This is a genomic window from Gluconacetobacter sacchari (genome assembly GCF_014174255.1).
GTDB lineage: Bacteria > Pseudomonadota > Alphaproteobacteria > Acetobacterales > Acetobacteraceae > Gluconacetobacter > Gluconacetobacter sacchari.
In genome coordinates this window covers 1-17,894 of record NZ_JABEQJ010000020.1, presented here as the reverse complement: position 1 = coordinate 17,894, position 17,894 = coordinate 1, and the positions used below count along the sequence as shown (strand labels likewise).

Annotated in this window: 14 protein-coding genes and 1 pseudogene; 8 read left to right on the top strand and 7 right to left on the bottom strand. The window is 68.4% G+C overall.

The features are described from left to right. Positions 1–5 precede the first annotated feature (5 nt). Positions 6–1,844 (bottom strand): hypothetical protein, encoded by a 1,839-nt coding sequence (locus HLH48_RS14650; protein ID WP_246387363.1) that lies wholly within the window; start codon positions 1,842–1,844, stop codon positions 6–8. 196 nt (positions 1,845–2,040) lie between these two features. Here HLH48_RS14650 and HLH48_RS14645 point away from each other — a divergent pair, with 196 nt between their 5' ends. The 4 genes from HLH48_RS14645 to ftsY are packed head-to-tail and all read left to right on the top strand — an operon-like array spanning position 2,041 to position 5,522. Beyond that, a complete protein-coding gene (locus HLH48_RS14645) occupies positions 2,041–2,442 on the top strand; it encodes a VOC family protein (protein ID WP_182998236.1) in 402 nt (133 codons plus the stop codon). Between the two features lie 32 nt (positions 2,443–2,474). Beyond that, a complete protein-coding gene (gene dapF / locus HLH48_RS14640; protein ID WP_182998235.1) occupies positions 2,475–3,302 on the top strand; it encodes a diaminopimelate epimerase in 828 nt (275 codons plus the stop codon). Next, complete coding sequence (gene mtaB, locus HLH48_RS14635) at positions 3,299–4,546, top strand: tRNA (N(6)-L-threonylcarbamoyladenosine(37)-C(2))-methylthiotransferase MtaB (RefSeq protein ID WP_182998234.1); 1,248 nt, start codon at positions 3,299–3,301, stop codon at positions 4,544–4,546. Before dapF ends, mtaB begins: the two co-directional genes overlap by 4 nt. A gap of 1 nt (position 4,547) precedes the next feature. Further along, on the top strand, positions 4,548–5,522 hold the full coding sequence (gene ftsY, locus HLH48_RS14630; RefSeq protein ID WP_182998233.1) for a signal recognition particle-docking protein FtsY: 975 nt from the start codon (positions 4,548–4,550) through the stop codon (positions 5,520–5,522). Positions 5,523–5,543: 21 nt separating this feature from the next. Here ftsY and HLH48_RS14625 read toward each other — a convergent pair whose 3' ends face one another. The 3 genes from HLH48_RS14625 to HLH48_RS14615 are packed head-to-tail and all read right to left on the bottom strand — an operon-like array spanning position 5,544 to position 9,813. Then, positions 5,544–6,767 (bottom strand): phosphoglycerate kinase, encoded by a 1,224-nt coding sequence (locus HLH48_RS14625; RefSeq protein ID WP_182998232.1) that lies wholly within the window; start codon positions 6,765–6,767, stop codon positions 5,544–5,546. Next, on the bottom strand, positions 6,767–7,789 hold the full coding sequence (gene gap, locus HLH48_RS14620) for a type I glyceraldehyde-3-phosphate dehydrogenase (RefSeq protein ID WP_182998231.1): 1,023 nt from the start codon (positions 7,787–7,789) through the stop codon (positions 6,767–6,769). The genes HLH48_RS14625 and gap overlap by 1 nt, the downstream gene beginning before the upstream one ends. Positions 7,790–7,836: 47 nt before the next feature. After that, positions 7,837–9,813 carry a transketolase-like TK C-terminal-containing protein gene (locus HLH48_RS14615; RefSeq protein WP_182998230.1) on the bottom strand — a complete coding sequence of 659 codons (1,977 nt, stop codon included), beginning with the start codon at positions 9,811–9,813 and terminating at the stop codon, positions 7,837–7,839. Positions 9,814–9,990: 177 nt separating this feature from the next. Between HLH48_RS14615 and HLH48_RS14610 the strand changes: the two genes are divergently transcribed. Beyond that, on the top strand, positions 9,991–10,455 hold the full coding sequence (locus HLH48_RS14610) for a hypothetical protein (RefSeq protein WP_182998229.1): 465 nt from the start codon (positions 9,991–9,993) through the stop codon (positions 10,453–10,455). A gap of 98 nt (positions 10,456–10,553) precedes the next feature. Next, the gene (hemA, locus tag HLH48_RS14605; RefSeq protein ID WP_264813498.1) at positions 10,554–11,813 is read left to right on the top strand and encodes a 5-aminolevulinate synthase; all 1,260 of its coding nucleotides are present in this window, start codon (positions 10,554–10,556) and stop codon (positions 11,811–11,813) included. 16 nt (positions 11,814–11,829) lie between these two features. Here the strand turns inward: hemA and HLH48_RS14600 are convergent, their stop codons facing one another. The 3 genes from HLH48_RS14600 to HLH48_RS14590 are packed head-to-tail and all read right to left on the bottom strand — an operon-like array spanning position 11,830 to position 16,456. Beyond that, complete coding sequence (locus HLH48_RS14600; RefSeq protein WP_182998227.1) at positions 11,830–12,861, bottom strand: Ldh family oxidoreductase; 1,032 nt, start codon at positions 12,859–12,861, stop codon at positions 11,830–11,832. Then, complete coding sequence (locus tag HLH48_RS14595; RefSeq protein ID WP_246387362.1) at positions 12,858–14,150, bottom strand: cation:dicarboxylate symporter family transporter; 1,293 nt, start codon at positions 14,148–14,150, stop codon at positions 12,858–12,860. The genes HLH48_RS14600 and HLH48_RS14595 overlap by 4 nt, the downstream gene beginning before the upstream one ends. A 20-nt stretch (positions 14,151–14,170) precedes the next feature. Beyond that, entirely contained in the window at positions 14,171–16,456 is a 2,286-nt protein-coding gene (locus HLH48_RS14590; protein ID WP_182998226.1) for a TonB-dependent receptor, read from the bottom strand. A 410-nt stretch (positions 16,457–16,866) separates the two neighbouring features. Between HLH48_RS14590 and HLH48_RS14585 the strand changes: the two genes are divergently transcribed. Next, complete coding sequence (locus tag HLH48_RS14585) at positions 16,867–17,565, top strand: GntR family transcriptional regulator (protein WP_182998225.1); 699 nt, start codon at positions 16,867–16,869, stop codon at positions 17,563–17,565. Between the two features lie 107 nt (positions 17,566–17,672). Continuing rightward, positions 17,673–17,894: pseudogene (locus HLH48_RS14580) on the top strand (alanine--glyoxylate aminotransferase family protein); the annotation flags it as partial.

Genomic DNA, 17,894 nt, shown 5'->3' with positions numbered 1-17,894 from the left:
CGCCGCTACTGGAAGGGCAGGTAGCGGAAATCGAAGAAGATCTGGCTGATGCCGGTCGCGGGCGCGCCGCCGATGGCGCGCCAGGTCTGCACGCGCGAATAGGCGAGCTGGGTCCCGACCTCCAGCGTGCCGTAGCGGCCCCTGAGGAAGCGCCACCATGCGCCGACCGTGAATTCCTGCACCGAGCGGATGCTGGCCGTGCAGGCCAGCGGCGACATTTCGACCGCGCACCCCGCGTTGGAGGAGAGCGGATTGCCGTAGCCGTAGGCCGCGCCGCCGGAGGAGAAATAGTCGCGGCCCGACCTTTGCATGCCGTAATAGCCATAGAGGTCGATCTGCTGGGTCGGGTGGGCGATGAGGCCCGCCGTCGCCTGCGCATCGGGCAGCGGCTTCGGCTTGCCCTGCCGCGACAGGGTGACGTCGGGCAGCAGCACCGATCCGTAGCGGCCGATCCCGACGCCGGCCAGGCCGGCCAGGTGGATTTCCAGCGTGTGCGGGATGATCGGCAGCACCGCCGACGCGCCGCCGCCGCCCGCGATCGCCGTATTGTTATGGCCGGCGCCGTTCGCGAACACGCGGTCATGGGGGAAGCGGACCACGCCTTCGGCCTCGTAATGGCCCCAGGACGGGTCCCACGCGACCTTGCCGATGACGTCGGGCGCGATTTCGTCGGAATAATTGGTGGTGAATTCGGTCAGGCCCGTGCCGTTGGACCCGATGGTGGCCGTGCCGCCGCCGGGCAGCGGGACCGAGCCGTTATTGTTGGTGAAGCCCGTGGTGTCGTAGAGCGTCGCCGGATTTTCGATCGACAGGCCGAACCAGAGCCGGTGGTGCAGCATCTCATGGACGTAGCGGGCCTGCCATTGGCGGGTCCAGGTCTGGCCGGCCAGCATGGAGGATTCGATGGTTTCCGGCAGGCTTTCCTGGCGCGCGATGATGCCGGCCCGGCCGGGGGTGAGCAGGCTCCAGGCCTGGCCGACCAGCAGGTGATCGCCGTCGCGTGTGTCGTCATAGCCCAGATAGGCCTGGCGCAGGCGCGGCACGTAGGCATTGCTCTCGTACGGGTTGGTCGTTTCCGCGCCCGCGCCGAAATCGGTTTCGACGAAACCCGAGAGGGTGGTGTGCGAATCGATATTGCCCCGGGCCAGGATCGAGAAGCGGCTGTAGCGCGGGCTGCCCTCGAAATTGTTCTGGTGGTAATTGCCGCTCTGCGGAAAGGGCAGGGCCTGCCAGTAATTGAACGTACCCGACGCGACATGGCGGTTTTCCAGCACCGCCGACGTGTCGAAATAGCCGCCAAGGATCACCGTGAGGGGGCCGACATGGAACACGCCGTGGTCGCCCAGCGCGCCGGCGGCCTGCGCGCCCGCGCTGCCGCGGGAATGGGGACCGACATTGTTCTCGGCGACGCGGTTGACCAGGTCCTCGTCCCGCTGGCCGATGACGGCGGCGTAGGTCGGGGTGTCGCCGCCGATCGTGGGGGGCGGGACGTCGCTGGGCAGGCGGGCCGGATGGATGGGGGGCGGAGGGGCGGCGGCGTTGCGGGCCAGGGTCGCGGGTTGCGCCGTGCCGCGCGGGGCGGCGGGACGGGAGCCGAACACGCGCGCCCGGTGCTGCGCCAGTTCGCGGCGCATCGCCGCCAGGTCTTTCTGGAGTTCGACCTGCTGTTCCTGGATGCGGGCGATCTGGCTTTCCATCGCCTCGATCGCCTCGGCCTCGTCCGCTGCCTGGCCGTGGGCCTGGGCTCGGGCGGCGGCCGGGAGCAGCATGGAACAGCAGAGCAGGAGCAGCCTCAGGCCGCGCGGCATCGAAGGGAAGGGCTCGGGCATTCGGGACAGTCGCATGGGAGACGATGACATTCTAAAATTATGTCAAAACATTTCCTGGATAAGGTAAATAATATTTTCTTGTCTTTTGTGTAATTTGTAATAAAAATTATAATACATATGTATTTATCGAATAAATTTTCATCTATTGGCGCATGTTCTGCACGATCGTCCTGTCGGGATGCCGGGGCATGCCGGAAGGGAGTCCGAAACGATGGCGAAACTGATCCATTCCATGATCCGGGTGCGGGACGAGGCGGCGTCGCTGGCGTTCTATGAGCGTGCCTTCGGCCTTGCGGTCGCGGACCGGCTGGTGTTCGACGGTTTCACCCTGATCTATCTGTCCAACGCCGAGCAGGCGTTCGAACTGGAATTGACGGTCAACCATGATCGCGACCGGCCTTACGACCTGGGGGACGGGTATGGGCACCTGGCGGTGTCGGTCGCGGATATCGATGCCGAGCATGCCCGTTTTGCCAGCGAGGGGCTGTCGCCGCAGCCGGTGAAGCAACTGGCGGTGGGGGGGCGGGTGGTTGGCCGCTTCTTTTTCGTGGTCGATCCCGACGGGTACCGGATCGAAGTGCTGCAACGCGGGGCGCCCGGTCGTTTTCTTTGATATCGGCGGGGCGCGTGGCCTATAAGGCGCGCATGATGATCCCCTTCAGCAAGATGCACGGGCTGGGCAACGATTTCGTCGTGGTGGACGAGCGTGTGGAACGCCACGGGCTGACGCCGGCGCGCATTGCCGCCCTGGCCGACCGTCATCGCGGAATCGGGTGCGACCAGTTTGTGGTGCTGCGCCCGGCCTGCCAGGCGGGGGCGGATGTGTTCGTCCGGTTTTTCAATGCCGATGGCAGCGAGTCCGGCGCCTGCGGCAATGCGTCGCGCTGTGTGGCCGATCTGCTGTGGCGTGGCGAGGGGCGGCGGCGGAGCGTGTTGCAGACCCGGGCCGGGCTGCTGCCGGCCTCGGTCGATGGGGAGACCGGGCTGGTGACGGTCGATATGGGGCCGCCGGCTCTGGCATGGCGCGACGTGCCGCTGGCGGAGCCGGCCGATACCCTGCATTTGCCGCTGGCGGGCGATCCGGCGGCGGCGTCGATGGGCAATCCGCATGTCACCTTCTTCCTGGCCGACCTGCTGGACCTCGACCCGGTGGTGGCGGGGCCGTTGCTGGAACATGATCCGCTGTTTCCCGAGCGGGCCAATATCGGGTTCGCGCAGGTCCTGTCCCGCGCGGCCATGCGGCTGCGGGTGTGGGAGCGGGGCAGCGGGCTGACGCTCGCCTGTGGCTCGGGCGCCTGCGCGGCGGCCGTCAATGCCGTGCGGCGCGGGCTGGTCGAGCGTACCTGCCGGGTGGAGATGGATGGCGGGGCCTTGTCGATCACCTGGCGGGACGGGGACGGGCACGTGCTGATGACCGGGCCGGCGACCACCAGTTTCGTCGGGTCCTTCGATCCCGAGATCTATCCGTCATGAGCGGGGCGCCCGAGATCCTGACCTTCGGCTGCCGGCTGAACACGTATGAGAGCGAGGTGATGCGTGGCCATGCGGCGGGGCTGGACGATGTGATCATCGTCAATACCTGCGCCGTGACCGCCGAGGCCGAGCGCCAGGCGCGGCAGGCGATCCGCCGCGCGCATCGCGACCGGCCGGAGGCGCGGATCGTCGTGACCGGCTGCGCGGCGCAGATCGACCCGGCGCGCTGGGAGGCGCTGCCCGGCGTGGCCCGCGTGCTGGGCAATCGCGAGAAGCTGGACGCCGCGAGCTGGACGCCCGTGGCGCTGGGCGAGGGGCGCGCGGTATCGGACATCATGGCGGCGACCGAGACGGTACCGCATCTGGTGACGGAATTCGCCGGCCGTACCCGTGCCTTCGTCGAGGTGCAGCAGGGGTGCGACCATCGCTGCACCTTCTGCATCATCCCGTTCGGGCGGGGGCCGTCGCGGTCGGTGCCGGTGGGCGTGGTGGTGGAACAGGTGCGCGCGCTGGTGGCCGCGGGCTATCGCGAGGTGGTGCTGACGGGGGTGGACATTACCTCGTGGGGCGGGGACCTGCCGGGGCGGCCCGCCCTGGGGCAGCTTTGCCGCCGGCTGCTGGCGCTGGTGCCGGAGCTGGAGCGGCTGCGCCTGTCGTCGGTCGATCCGGTGGAGATCGACGAGGATCTGTGGCGGCTGCTGGAAGGCGAGCCGCGATTCATGCCTTATCTGCATCTGTCGCTCCAGGCCGGGTCGGACATGGTGTTGAAGCGGATGAAGCGGCGGCATCTGGTGGCCGACGTGGCGGGCGTGATCGCGCGGGCCCGTGCCTGCCGGCCCGAGCTGGGCATCGGGGCCGATGTGATCGCGGGCTTTCCGACCGAAAGCGACGAACTGTTCGACGAGACGCTGGCGTTCGTGCGGGGGCAGGGGCTGCCTTATCTGCATGTGTTTCCCTACAGCGAGCGGCCGGGGACGCCGGCGGCGCGGATGCCCGCCGTGCCCGTGCCGGTGCGGCGCGAGCGCGCGGCGCGGCTGCGGGCGGCGGGACGGGAGGCGGCGGGGGCCTATCATGGCGGGTTGCTGGGGCGCACGCTGAACGTGCTGCTGGAAACCGCGACCAGTGGGCATTCGGAGGAATTCGCGCCGGTTCGGCTGGCGGCGGGCGAGTCCGAAGCAGGGCGCATCGTGGCCGTGCGGGCGACGGCGGTTGACGAAAACGGTCTGGTGGCGGACATCCTCTGACATGGCACTTGGCTTCTTTTCCCGCCTGAAGGCGGGCCTGTCCCGATCGACCCAGAAACTGGGTGGCGGGATCGCCGCGGTCTTTACCCGCCGCAAGCTGGACGACGCCGCGCTGGAGGAACTGGAGGATCTGCTGATCGCGGCGGATCTCGGCCCCAATGTCGCGGCGCGGGTGATCGAGTCCTTCCGGCGTTCGCGATTTGGCACCGAAGTCACCGACGAGGAGATCCGCACCGCGCTGGCGGCGGAAATCGCCCAGGTGCTGGAGCCGGTGGCGCTGCCGTTCGTGCCCGATCCGGCCCTGAAGCCGCATGTGGTGCTGGTGGTCGGCGTGAATGGCAACGGCAAGACCACGACCATCGGCAAGATGGCGCGCTTCTATGGCGAGCAGGGGCTGAAGGTGATGATGGTGGCCGGCGATACGTTCCGTGCCGCCGCCGTCGAGCAGTTGGAGATCTGGGGCCAGCGGGTGGGAGCGCCGGTGATTGCAGGGCCGCCGAATGCAGATGCCGCCGGGCTGGCGTTCGACGCGCTGAAGCGCGCGCGGGCCGAGGGGGCGGACCTGCTGCTGATCGATACCGCCGGGCGACTGCACAACAAGGGCGCGCTGATGGAGGAACTGGCCAAGATCATCCGCGTGATGTGCAAGTTCGACGAGACCGCGCCGCATTCGGTGCTGCTGGTGCTGGATGCGACCACCGGGCAGAACGCGATCGAGCAGGTGCGGGTGTTCAAGGAACTGGTGAACGTGACCGGGCTGATCGTGACCAAGCTGGATGGTTCGGCGCGGGGCGGGATCGTGGTGGCGCTGGCCGATACGTTCGGGCTGCCGGTGCATGCGGTGGGGGTGGGCGAGCAGGCGGAGGACCTGCGGCCGTTCTCGGCCGAGGCGTTCGCCAACGGGCTGGTCGGGCCGGCGATCGCGCTGTCGTCGGGCGAGGCGGAGAAGAAGGAAGGCGAGGGCGACCCGGCCTGATACCGGATCGCCGCCCGCGCGTCAGAGCGGGAGAATCCGCCCGGACAGTTCGCCCAGCGCCTGGATGCCGGGCAGGGTCTTGCCTTCCAGCCATTCCAGGAAAGCGCCGCCGGCGGTCGAGGTGTAGGACATCTCGTCCGCCACGCCCGCGTGGCGCAGGGCCGAGACCGTGTCGCCGCCGCCGGCAACGCTGGTCAACTGGCCGGCCTGGGTGCGCCGCGCGACCTCGGCCGCGACCAGGTTGGTGGCGGTGTCGAACGGGTGGAGTTCGAACGCGCCCAGCGGGCCGTTCCAGACCAGCGTCTTCAGCCCCACGATCTTTTCCGTCAGCAGGCGCACCGTTTCCGGCCCCGCGTCCAGGATCATCGCGTCGGCGGGGACGGCGTCGACCGGCACCGTCTTCGTCGGCGGGTCGGCGCGGAATTCCGTGGCCGTCACCGCGTCGACGGGCAGGACGATCTGGCAGTTGCGGCTCGCCGCCTGTTCCATGATGGCGCGGGCGGTGTCGTGCATGTCGGCTTCCTGCAACGACTTGCCGACGGCGACGCCCTTGGCCGCCAGGAAGGTGTTGGCCATCGCGCCGCCGATGATCAGGACGTCGACCTTGTCCAGCAGGTTGCCGATCAGGTCGAGCTTGGTCGAGATCTTGGCGCCGCCGACGATCGCGCCGACCGGGTGGACCGGATTTTCCAGCGCGATGTTCAGGGCGTTGAGTTCCGCCTCCATCAGCCGGCCGGCGAAGGACGGCAGGAAGCGGGCCACGCCCTCGGTCGAGGCGTGGGCGCGATGGGCGGCGGAGAACGCGTCGTTGACGTAATCGTCGGCCAGCGCGGCCAGCGCCTGGGACAGGTCGGGGTCGTTCTTTTCCTCGCCCGGGTGGAAGCGGGTGTTTTCCAGCACCAGCACGTCACCGTCCTGGAGGCTGGCGACCGCCTGCTCGGCCACCGGGCCGATGCAATCCTCGGCGAAGCGCACCGGGTGGCCCAGGGCGGCGGCCAGGGCGGCGGCGATCGGTTCCAGCGACATGGACGGCACGCGCTGGCCCTTGGGGCGGTCGAAATGGCTGACCACGATCACCCGCGCGCCCTTGTCGGCCAGTTCGCGGATGGTGGGCGCCAGGCGCTCGATCCGGGTGAGGTCCGTGATCTGGCCGTCGCGCACCGGCACGTTCAGATCGGCGCGCAGGAGTACCTTGCGCCCCTTGGGCTGCAAGGCGTCCAGCGTCTTGAAGGACAGCCTGGCCATCAGAGCGCGCCGAAGACAGCGGCCGTATCGGACATGCGGTTCGAGAAGCCCCATTCATTGTCGTACCAGCTACAGATCCGAACCAGCTTGCCGCCGTCGATCAGCGCCGTCTCGGTCGCGTCGAAGGTCGAGGAGGCGATGGAGTGGTTGAAGTCGGAACTGACCAGCGGCGCGGTGTTGTAGGCCAGGATGCCCTTGAGCGGGCCCTCGGACGCCGCCTTCAGCATCGCCTCGTTGACCGCTGCGACCGAGGCCGGGATGCGGGTGGGCACGAAATCCAGCGAGACCAGCGAGACGTTGGGGGTCGGGACGCGGATGGCCGTGCCGTCCAGCTTGCCCTTGAGGTGCGGCAGCACCAGGCCGACCGCGCGGGCGGCGCCGGTCGAGGTCGGGATGATGTTCATCGCCGCCGCGCGGGCGCGGCGCGGGTCGCCATGCAGCGTGTCCACCGTGCGCTGGTCGCCGGTATAGGAATGGATGGTGACCATGTAGCCGCGCTCGATGCCGAACGTCTCGTCCAGCACCTTGGCGACCGGCGCCAGGCAGTTGGTGGTGCAGGAGGCGTTGGAGATCACGGTCATGTCGCTGGTCAGCGTGCCCTGGTTCACGCCGTAGACGATGGTGGCGTCGACATGGCTGGCGGGCGCCGAGATGATGACCTTGCGCGCGCCGGCCTCGATCAGGTGGGCGGCCTTTTCCTTGTTGGTGAAGCGGCCGGTGCATTCCATCGCCACGTCCACGCCTTCGAACGGCACCTTGGTCGGGTTGGCTTCGGCCGAGACGGCGATGGGCGCGTAGGTCCGGCCGTTGGCCGTGATCACGATATTGTTGCCTTCAACGCGGACTTCGCCGGGGAAACGGCCGTGGATGCTGTCGTAGGTCAGCAGGTGGGCGTTGTCGGCGACGCTGCCCAGGTCGTTGATCGCCACGGGCACGACGTCGGTGCGTCCGCTTTCGATGATGCCGCGCAGGACGAGGCGACCGATGCGCCCGAAACCGTTGATTGCGACTTTGACAGCCATTCTGTTTCTCTCCCGATATCAGCCTCTCGGTCGAAGGATCGACCAGGCTACGTGATGCCTCCGGCAGCGGATCGTGCGCGATGACCATCCGCTTTCTGCCCCGAAGGCGATTGAAAGTCACGTCCCGTCTCATTGACAAGGCGGATCGCGGTTTCGTGTACGCGTTCGGCCGTTATGCCCAGCCGGCGGTACAGTTCGTGCGACGGCGCGGCCTCGCAGAACGTCTCCATGCCGATGAAGGTGCCGCGCGGGCCGAGCCACCGGTCCCAGCCGAAGCCCGACGCGGCCTCGATCCCGATGCGCGGGGCATCGCCCAGCACCTGGTCGCGATAGGCGGCATCCTGGCCGGCGAACAGTTCCCAGCAGGGCAGCGACACCAGGGCGGCGCCGATTCCGTCGCGGGCCAGGAGAAGCTGCGCCTGCCGCGCGATTCCGATTTCGCTGCCGGTGGCGATCAGCGTGACCTGGCGCTGGCCGCGGGCTTCCTCCATCACATAGCCGCCGCGGGCGCTGCCGTCGCGTGGCCGGTAGGGGCGCAGGCCCGGGGCGGGGACGCCGGAGGCCATCGGCGACAGCGCGATCAGGCTGGGGCCGTCGGCGCGGCGGAGGGCGAGTTCCCAGCATTCCATCGTCTCGCGCCGGTCGGCGGGGCGGAAGACCAGGACGTTGGGCATGGCGCGCAGGCTGGCCAACTGTTCGACCGGCAGCCAGCCCGCGCCGTCCTCGCTGAGGGCCAGTCCATCGTCGGTCAGCAGGTAGATCACCTGCCGGCGCATCATCGCCGCGAAGCGCAGGGCGGGGCGCATGCGGTCGATGGCGACGAAGGTGATGGCGCCGCAGGGCACCAGCCCGCCATGCACCGCGATCCCGTTCAGCAGCGCCGCCAGGCCGTGGACCAGCGTGCCGCAATCGGGCAGCGCCTGGTCGGCCGGCATCGCCTCGGTCCGCTCGCGCCCGCGCCGGGAGGACAGGCAGAGCATTTCCGGCAGCAGGTCGCGCAGGATCTCCAGCCCCTGGCGCCCGTAGCCCAGCGTGGTGTCGGGGCCGGATGCGGGCAGGATCGCGGGCATCGCGGACATGTGCCATGTGCGCCGCCAGTCCTCGCGCCAGAATGGGGGGAGGCGGCGGGTGGCGACGCGTTCGAATTCTCCGCGATACCGGTGCTTGACCAGCCGGCGCAGCCACGACCGCCGGGCCGAGGCGCCGCGGCGGGCGGCGCCGGCCCACAGCAGCGTCGAATGGTCGGGTTCCGGGCCGGCGCCGGGCGAGGCGGGTGGGCGCGGGGCCGGGCGCAGGGTGACGGAGCAGGCGAGGATGGAGGGCTTGCGCGAGCGCAGCGCCGCCGACAGCGCGGCCTGCACCGCGTCGTGGTCGTCGGCATCGACCTTGCGGACCATCCAGCCGGTCGCGGCGTAGCGGGCCAGCGTGTCCTCGGCCTCGTCTTCCTCGTGCGGTGCGATTTCGAACAGGACGGTGAGGCGGTCCAGGCGCATCCGCGCGGCCAGGGAAGAGGCCTCCATCGCCACGCCGGTCGCCAGTTCGGTGCCGCAGGACAGGGCCCAGACCCGGTGATTGACGATCGAGCGACCGAAGCGCGCCGCGAGCTGCCGCTCGGCCAGCGCCATGCCGATCGCGGCCCCCACCCCCTGGCCGCTGGGGCCGAAGGCCATTTCCACCGCCGGATGGACGCCATATTCGACCGTCGGGCCGTCGGGGGCCGGCGTCTGGCCGGCCAGGCGCATCAGCGCGTCCAGCAGCGGCCGGTGCCGCGTGGACGAGACGACGAAGCGATCGCGGTCGGGCCAGTCGGGGCTGGCGGGATCGAAGCGGAGGAACTGATTCCACAGGACGCAGGCGGGGACCGCCATCGCCCCGGCCTGCGCCGCGTCGGCCGGATCGTCCAGCCGGAGCGCGACATGGGCGCGGACCGCGTCGCGCAGGGCGTGGATCGTCTCCCGCGTCGCCGGCTCGACCGGGGGCGGCGCGTCCAGCTCGGTGGCGGGGGCGGTCGGCGCGCGGGACATGGGGCGGGCGTCCTGAAATCCGGGCGGTCGCGCCCGCAGGGAGCGCGCCGCCGGAGAAAACGATCTACAGTCGGCTATAGGATCGTGCCGCCCGCTCCGCAAGCATGACGCGATCGGTCGGCGGTTTCGGCCGGGTACTCTTGCTCCGTATCGTGGATGCTGTAACCGTGGCCGCCCATGTTTCATCGCATTCGCACCGCTCCGATCCTGATGGCCGTGTCCGCCCTGTGCATGGGCGGGCTGGCGGCCTGCGACCTGGTGGACCAGCGGACCTTCGACGCGCGGGCCAGCCGGCCGCCGGTGCCGCATTATCCCCCCAGGCCGCCCGCGCCGCGCCCGGTGCCGCCGCTGGTCGATATCCGTGCCGGCACGCCGGACAGCCAGTGGCGGCCGGTGCTGGCCGGCGCGGTCACGCGGGCGCTGGCGCGCAAGCCGAACGTGCTGTTCACCGTGCGGGTGCTGGTTCCGGCCGGGCCGACGCCGGAGCGGGAGGCCGAAGCGATGCGGCGCGCGGTGGCCACGGACGGCCAGGCGGTGGCGGCCGCGATCGTCGCCGCCGGCGCGCGGCCGGAACAGGTGGAAATGGCGGCCATGTCGGATTCGACGATGACCATCGGCGCCGTCCGGGTGTATGTGCGATGAAACAGGATCGTGGTTCGCCTGATGGCGGCGGACCCACCGTAGCGGCGGCGGCCGTGCGGGCCGCCCGGCCCGTGACGGCGTCACGGGAGAATGACAGCGTGCCCAGTATCGATGTGGATCGGCATCCTTTCTATCGCTTCTGCCGGGAGTCTCTGGACGGGATCCGGGCGCAGGGACGATACCGCCGCTTCACGCCGCTGGCGCGCCAGGCCGATCGCTATCCCGTCTATGACCATGTGACCGCGCCTGCCGCCGAGCCGCCCGTGGGGCGCGAGGTGGTGGTGTGGTCGGCCAACGATTATCTGGGCATGGGCGTGGAGCCGGCGGTGGCCGAGGCCGCGATCGCCGCGATCCGCGAGCATGGGGCCGGGGCCGGCGGCACGCGCAACATCGCCGGCACCAGCCCGCTGCACGCGGAACTGGAAGCCGAACTGGCCGACCTGCATGGCAAGGAGGCTGGGCTGCTGTTCGTATCCGGCTATGTCTCGAACCAGGCCAGCCTGCAGACCATCCTGACCAGCATGCCGGGATGGATCTGCTTTTCCGACCGGCAGAACCATGCCTCGATGATCGCCGGGATCAAGGGAGCGCGCGGGGCGTCCTGCGTCATCTACGAACATAACGACCTGGCGGATCTGGAGGCCAAGCTGGCCGCCGCGCCCGGGGACGCGCCCAAGCTGGTGGCGTTCGAGAGCGTGTATTCGATGGATGGCGATATTTCGGATATCGGCGCCACCTGTGCCCTGGCGCGCAAATACGGCGCCCTGACCTATCTGGACGAGGTGCATGCCGTGGGGCTGTACGGCGCGGAAGGCGGCGGCGTGGCCGAGCGTGACGGCGTGGCCGACCAGGTGGACATTATCGAGGGCACCCTGGCCAAGGGGTTCGGTGTCCATGGCGGGTATGTCGCCGGGTCGGCGGAACTGGTCGATTACCTGCGCTGCGCGGCATCGGGCTTCATCTTCACCACCGCGCTGCCGCCGTCGGTGGTGGCGGCGGCCCTGGCCAGCGTGCGCATGGTGCGGCGCGAGGGATGGCGCCGCGAGAAGATGTTCGAGCGGGTGGCGACGTTCCGCGCCAAGCTGACCGAGGCGGGTATCCCGTTCATGCCCACGCCCAGTCATATCGTGCCGATCCCGGTCGGGGATGCCGATCGCTGCAACGAGATCAGCCGCCGCCTGCTGGCGGATTTCGGGCTCTATGCCACTCCGATCAATTATCCCACCGTGGCGCGCGGGACCGAGCGGCTGCGCCTGACGCCCGGGCCGCACCATACGGACGAGATGATGGACGACATGGTCTCGGCCCTGGGGACGCTGCTGCGGATCAACGCGCGCCACGCGGGCGAGGCGGCCTGACCGTGCCGGGCGCGGGTCAGAGGCCGAGGAAGCGCCGGGTGTCCGGGTCGATCGGGATGCCTTCGGCGGCGCGGCGACGGGCCGTGGCCCATTCGCGGTCGCCGGGTGCCATGACCGGATGGTCGGTGTCGGCCGGCGGGACGGCGCGGAGCTGGCGCAGGTAATCCGTCATCGCCCGGTCGTAGGCGGCGCGGCCCACGAAGCGCGCCGGGTCGATCGCCAGGCAGAATTGCCCAACATTGCGGGCCGTCGTCCGGTCGTCGGTGTCGGTCATCGGGATCATGTCCGGGTCGGGCGTGGCGCCGGTCAGCACCGCCGAGAGGATCGTGACCAGTCCGGCCAGCGCCGCGCCCTTGAAGCCGTATTCCGCGCCGCCCAGGGGCAGCAGCATATGGGCGGCGTGCGCGCTGGTGGTCTCGTGCCCCCGCGCGTCGGCGGCCACGCCGGGCGGCAGGGGGCGGTCCAGCGCGCGGTAGAGGCGCACCCGGTTGAAGGGGATGGACGAGGTCGCGATATCGAGCAGCCAGGGCGGCTGGCCGGCGACCGGGGCGGCCATGGCGATCGGGTTGGTGCCGTGGAAGGGCAGGCTGCCGCCGAACAGCGTGACGTTGGCATCGGAATTGCTGGTGACGATGCCGACCATGCCGGCTTCGGCGGCCTTCAGCGCGTAGGCGCCGGCCGCGCCGCAATGCGACGAGCGGACGATCCCGACCGCGCCGATCCCGGTTTCGGCCGTGAGGTCGAGGGCGAGGGCCATGGCCCGATCGCAGGCGTAATGGCCGAGCCCGTCATCGGCGTCGAGCATCGCGGTGGCGGGGGCGGTGCGCCGGATCGTCAGGGTGGGGGTGCCGTTCAGCCGGCCCTGGCGCAGCATGGCGGCGTAATGCGCGGCCAGCCGGACGCCGTGGCTGTCGATGCCGGTTCGCGAGGCGTGCATCAGCGCGTCGGTCGTGGCGGCCGCCGAGTCCGGCGAGGCGCCGGCGGCCAGCAGGGCGGCGGTGACGCGCGATGCCAGCGTCGCGGGGTCGGCGAGGATGGTGTTCGTCATGATTGCTTCAGGACCTCGGCGGCGCGGTTGCGGTCCAGCTTGCCTTCCCACGCGCCGATGACGACCGGGGCCACGCAGTTGCCGGCCAGGTTGCCCACCGCGCGGGCGATGCCGATGAACCAGTCGACCGCCAGCAGCATCACCAGGCTGGCGACGGGGATCGAGGGAATGGCGGACAGGGTGGCGGCCAGCACCACGATGGCGATGCCGGGCACGCCGTGCGCGCCCTTGGAGGTGACGAGCGCGGTTGCCAGCATGATCAGGACCTGCCACGCGCTCAGCACCGTGCCCGTCGCCTGGGCGAGGAAGATGACGGCGAGGCCCAGATAGATCGACAGGGCGTCGAGGTTGAAGGAATAGCCGGCCGGGACCACCAGCCCGACCACCTGGCGGTCCACGCCGAGCTGCTCCAGCTTGGCCATGATGCTGGGCAGCACGGCGTCCGACGCCGTGGTGGCGAAGGTGATTGCGAACTCGGTGCGGAAATAGCGGAAGAAGCGGATCGGGCTGACGCCCGACAGGCGCAGGCAGAGGCCGAGGCCACCGATGATGAACAGGCCGATCGCCACGAAATACAGCACGACGAAGGCGGCGAGGTGCCCGATCGCACCGAGGCCGTAGCGCGCGGTGGTGGTGGCCATGGCGCCGAAGACGCCCAGCGGCGCCAGCGCGATGATGAAGCGCATCATGCGCGAGAACAGGGCGGACAGGGCGTCGATCAGGCGGACGATCGGCGCGCCGGCTTCGCCGATCTGGCTGAGGCAGCAGCCGAACAGGATGGCGAAGAACAGGATCTGCAACACGTTGCCCTGCGCGAACGCGTCGGCGGGGGTGTGGGGGATCAGCCCCAGCGCGAACTCCGTGACGCCGCCCTCGTGCATGACGTGGGCGTTGCGGGCGTAGGACGAGATCATGCGGGTGTCGTCGGCCGTGGGGGTGAACACGATGCCCCGGCCGGGCTGGAGGAGCAGCGCGATGCCGACGGCGGCGAGGAGGGCCAGGGTGGTCATCGCCTCGAAATAGAGGAGCGCCTTGGCCCCCAGTCGCCCGACCGTGCGCAGGGAGCCGGCGCCGACGATGCCGGTCACGATGATGCAGAACAGAAGCGGCCCCACCGCCATGACGATGAGGTGCAGGAACAGGTCGCTGGCCCAGCGGGTCTGGGCGGCGAGGCCGGGCGCGAAGACGCCCAGCGCCAGGCCCAGCAGGGTGGCGATGACGACCTGGAGGAACATGCCGGCGCGCGCGGTGGGGCCGGCCTGTGTCGCGGGGAGGGTCGTCTCGCTCATCCTGTGGGTCCTTGCCTGGTTCAGTAGGTGTAGTTGATGCGCGCGCCGACGAAGCGCGGCATGCCGGGGATGACGCCGTAGAAGGTGGCCTGGGTGCCGGCCGACAGCCAGTAGCGGCGATCGGCGAGGTTCTGGCCGTAGACGGTGACCGACCAGTGCTGCCGGGGGGCGGCGAAGGTCAGGAAGGAGTTGACCAGGAAATAGGCCGGCGAGCGGTAGATGCCGGTCTGGCCGATATATTGCGGCTGGGTCTGGCGGCCGCGATAGGAATAATCGACGTCGAACGTCATCCGGTAGTCGTGGAAGACGGTCCATGTATAGGCGGCGGCGCCGGACAGGGTGAGGTTGGCCAGCCCCATGTTAACGTTGTCGTAATTCGTGTTGATGGCCTGCCAGACGCCGGTGGCGGCGAAATTGGCGGTGGTGGCGGAGCGGTTGAGGCTCTGGAACTGGGAGTAGACGCCGTTCTGGTAGCCGAAATTCTGCGTCAGAACCATGCCGTGGAACGGATGGGCCTCGGCATCGAACTCCGCGCCGTAGATGTAGGAGCGCGGGGCGTTGACGTAGCCGCCCAGCACGCCGTAGGGCGGGACCAGGACCGTGCCCAGGAGCTGCTGGTCGCGATAGTCGTAGTAGAAGCCGGCGGCGTTGAGGCGCAGGCGGCGGTCGAACAGCATGGTCTTGAAGCCGCCTTCGTAGGTCAGGATCTGTTCGGGCTTGAAGGGGCGGAGCTGGGCGGCCTGCTGGGTGATGTTGGCCGAGAACCCGCCCGGCTTGAAGCCGCGGCTGAACATCACGTAGCCCATGATGTTGCGGGTGAACTGGTATTGCGCGCCGACACGGCCGCCGAACTCGTTGCTCAATGCGCCGCTGTTGCCGAAATCGGTCGGCTTGCCGACGATGCCGCCGGTATCGAGATTGTAGTTCGTGCTGGTGACGTTGAGCATCTGCCGGTCGTCGGATTCATGCAGGATGGCACCGATCAGGCGCAGCCTGGGCAGGATGCGGTAGGACAATTGCACGTACTGATTGAAATTCTGCTGATTCTGCCGGTAGCGGGTCTGGTTGAGCGGCGTGGTGCCGGGGCGATCGGAGGAATCGTACCAGAAATTCTGTGCCATGCGCGACCGGCTGTAATACATGCCGGTTTCCCAGTGGAACCGGGCGCCGGGGTCGATCGATTCCAGTTTGACTTCCTGCGAGAACACGTTCGTCTGGTTGTTGCGGAACATGTTGCCGTAGGAGAGGACGGAATCGGTCTGGTTCGTCAGTTCGTGCTCGTCGGCCATTTCATAGGCGCTGATGGTGGACAGCCGGCCCCATGAGAAATTCTTCGTATAGCGCACGTTGGCGCCCCAGAAGATGTTGTCTTCACGCGGTTTGGTATTGTTGCCGTCGATGCCGATGATTTTCGCGAAACGCGGGTCCAGGCCCCATTCGGTCTCGTAGAGGTCCTGCGTCACGGGGACGTGGTAGGAATTGTAGAGATTGTGGCCGGATGCGTATTCCGACTGGTCGGTCGTCCAGTGGCCGCCGACGATCAGGTTCGACGTGTCGTCGATGTCCCATTTCAGCTTGGCGCGCAGGGCGCCCAGATTGGCGTTGCCGAAGCCCTGGCCCGCCGCGTTGTGCTGGTAGCCGCCGCCGGTCATGGACTGGCCGGCGATGCGGAAGGACACCGAGCGGGAGAGCGGGCCGGAGATGTAGCCCTCGACGCGGTTGCGGCCGTAGCTGGCGATGTCCTCGGTGATGCCGGCATGGAACTGGCGGGTGGGGTCGGCGGTGTGGAAGTCGATCTCGCCGCCCGTCGTGGCCTGGCCGTGCGTGTAGCCCGAGGGGCCGGCGGCGATGGAGATGTCGTCGAGATCGAACATCATGCCGGTGGTCATGATCGAGACCGGCAGGGCCACGCCGTCGAGATACGGCATGGTGGAGGGCGTGTTGTTCTGCGTGAAATCCATCAGCCCGACGCCGCGCAGGGTGAAGTTGAGCGCGCCCGAGCCGAAGGATGGCTGGATGGTGAGGTTGGGGGCCACGCGCTGGATGTCGGTCATGACGCGGATGTTGCGATTGGTCAGTTCCTGACGGGAAATGACCGTTTCGGAATGGGCGTTGTGCTGGCCCGCGCCGTTCGCGCCCCGGCGGGCGGAGACCGAAACCGTTTCGGCCGGCGCAGGCTTGCCGGGTGCGCGAGCCTGCGCCGCGGTGTCGGCCAGGGCGGGCAATGGCAGGCTGATGCCCGCCAGGACGCTGGTCATGATCGCCTGGCTCCTGATGGACGGCCGGGCGCGGCGCGGGAGAAACATGTCTGTCTTCCTTGGTCTGGGAGAGGGGTGTGCGGTGGGGAGGCGGTCTTCGGTAATCTCAAATATGAAATGATGGTCCAGATTGGTCTACAAAATAGGCAATTTCTGAGGAGCAATGTTGCATACAAGGTGTAAAACAATCCGAAACGAAACGCTTCCGGAAAATGCGGCGGGTCGGAAAGGTGGATGAAAATTAATGATATTCATTAATTTATTGATTTAAAATGATAATTTTGTTGGATGCGTCTGCGGGGTTTTTGGAAGTCTGTTTTTGTGCGGAATAATTATTCATTTTGATGGGCAATTGATCGGAATATGTGCATGGGCCGATGCTGGCCCGGGCGTGCGATCCGCCCCGGGGCCACGGGATGCCGATTGCGGAACGGCATCAGTCTGCGCATACTTCTTGTATGCGAGATGTCGCCGAAAAAGATGCACACAAGAATCCGCACCTGATCGAGGACCGCATCATCCATGCGGCGCTCTCGGGCCGCGTCGCGCCGGGCGAGCGGCTGGGCGAGAAGGAATTGTCCGAGATTTTCGGCGTATCGCGGACGCTGGTCCGCGAGGCCATGATGCGCCTCCAGGCGCGGGGAATCGTGGAGGTCTCGGCCCGTCGGGGCTGGTTCGTCATCGAGCCCTCGGTCGAGGAGGCGCGCCATACGATCGACGCGCGGCGTGCGTTGGAAGTCGGCATGCTGGTGACGCTGGAGCGGGCCAGTCCGGCCATGATCCGGGCCCTGCGCGAGCATGTGCGGGCCGAGCAGAAGGCGATTGCCAGCGGCGACCGGGCGGAGCGCAGCTATCTGCTGGGGCATTTTCACGTCTGCCTGGCCGAGACGCTGGGCAATCCGGTCCTGGCGTCGCTGTTGCAGGATCTGACGACGCGCACGGTGCTGATCGCCGCGCTGTATCAATCGTCGCATGACGCGCATGAATCCTGCGGGGAGCATGGCGGAATCATCGACGCGCTGGAAAAGGGCGATGCGACCGAGGCTGCCCGCCTGATGGACGTGCATCTGCGGCATGTCGAAAAGGCCCTGAACTATCGCAGCGCGTCGAGCCGGCTGGAGCATCTGAAGGCCGCGCTACAGGGTTCGGGCACGTAGCCGGCCGTTGGGCGCGGCAATTCCGGTTGTGTTCCGCCGCTTCTTGTATGCAAGATGGTATGGAATGCATGTGCCCGGGTGGCACGGACGGACGATGAGGAATGACGATGTTCGGAGAGATCGACCCGCCGCATCGGCTGCTGATGGGGCCTGGCCCGGTGAACGTGCATCCGCGGGTGCTGCGTGCGATGTCGGCGGACATGCTGGGGCAGTTCGATCCGGAGATGACGGGATACATGAACGAGACGATGGCGCTGTATCGCCTTGTGTTCATGACGGAGAACCGGTGGACGTTCCTGGTGGACGGCACGGCGCGGGCCGGGATCGAG